The 1351-nt window shown below is 35.7% G+C and carries 1 protein-coding gene; it reads left to right on the top strand.

Annotation, left to right across the window (positions count from 1 at the left end):
- The first annotated feature begins 196 nt into the window (after positions 1–196).
- Positions 197–1321, top strand: a complete 1125-nt coding sequence (locus EO115_RS08285) for an IS1249 family transposase (RefSeq protein WP_126938474.1) — start codon at positions 197–199, stop codon at positions 1319–1321.
- The last annotated feature ends 30 nt before the right edge of the window (positions 1322–1351 follow it).

Genomic DNA, 1351 nt, shown 5'->3' with positions numbered 1-1351 from the left:
GGGTTATAGGACAAAATGAGTTGGTTTTAATAGCAATGAGCCTAGTTAAATACTAGGCTCATTGAATTTTAAAGTTGTTTTAAAAAACTTTGAGGTAGGACAAAATGAGTTGGTAAAAAGTCTGAGACCCCTTGCAATTACTGTGCTGATTGATATTTAATTTTCCTAAATAATAGATAGTTAGGAGGATTGAATAATGAATCAGATAAAATGCATAAATTGTGGATTTCCTTGCTATAAATATGGAAAAACAAGAAAAGGAACTCAAAGATGGCAGTGCCCCGAATGTAAGACGGTTTTTACAAATGCAATTGATCGTACCACAAAATACTTTCATCAATTTATTCAATGGCTGTTAAGTGGTAAAACACAAGATGAAATGTCTGTAAGTAGTCGTACATTTAGACGAAATACAGCTCAATTTTGGGAGATATGGCCTATGCCTCCTAAGGTAGAGGAGCACAAGGATATAGTATTTGTTGATGGCATTTATTTAGGGCGGAAAGTATGTGTATTAATATGTTGTGATGAGGTACATGTATTGGGTTGGTATGTATGTAGATACGAGCATACAGCAGCATGGGAGGCTTTATTACAACGGATTGCTTCACCAAATATAGTCGTTACTGATGGTGGTACTGGCTTCAAGAAGGCTTGTAAGAAAATCTGGAAAATGACTAAAGTCCAAAGGTGCTTATATCATGTGTATTGCCAAGTTAAGAGATATACTACATCTAGGCCAAAAACATTGGCTGGAATAGAGTTATATGTGCTAGCAAAAGATTTATTGGCTATACATACAGATGAAGAAATTAAAGCATGGGAAGAACGATTGCAGCTTTGGTCTAACAAACATAAGATATTTTTAAGCGAAATGACACGAGATGAATATGGCACATTACGCCCTAAACATGAGAGATTGGTAAAAGCAGAACGATCTCTTTGGCAGTTAGTAAAGAAGGATATATTGTTTACCTACCTTAAAGATACATTAGCTAATGAAAGAGCGTTACCGGCTACAAATAACAGGATAGAAGGGGGCATTAATGCGCAATTAAGGGCTATGTTACGAGACCATAGAGGGTTATCTATTGAGCGTAGAATAAAAGCTGTTTTTTGGTGGTGTTATATGCATTCTCCACACCCACTTCCATATGATGAGATTCTTAAGGTGATGCCAACGTATAAAAGTATAGCTAAGATATATAAAGAGATGTCAGAAAGACAAACTCTAGAGGAAGAAATCCCTACCTGGGGAGATGCAATTGTATGGAGTGATTTACATAATTATGATATATCTTTGACAAAAGATTGGGATTAGTCTACCAACTCATTTTGTCCTATAACCCTA

It is taken from the genome of Veillonella sp. CHU740, from assembly GCF_003992055.1.
GTDB lineage: Bacteria > Bacillota > Negativicutes > Veillonellales > Veillonellaceae > F0422.
This window is presented reverse-complemented; position numbering and strand designations above follow the sequence as displayed.

Excerpts from the sequence above, each read along its gene's own strand:
- EO115_RS08285 (WP_126938474.1), top strand. The coding sequence starts at position 197 with ATGAATCAGATAAAATGCATAAATTGTGGATTTCCTTGCTATAAATAT.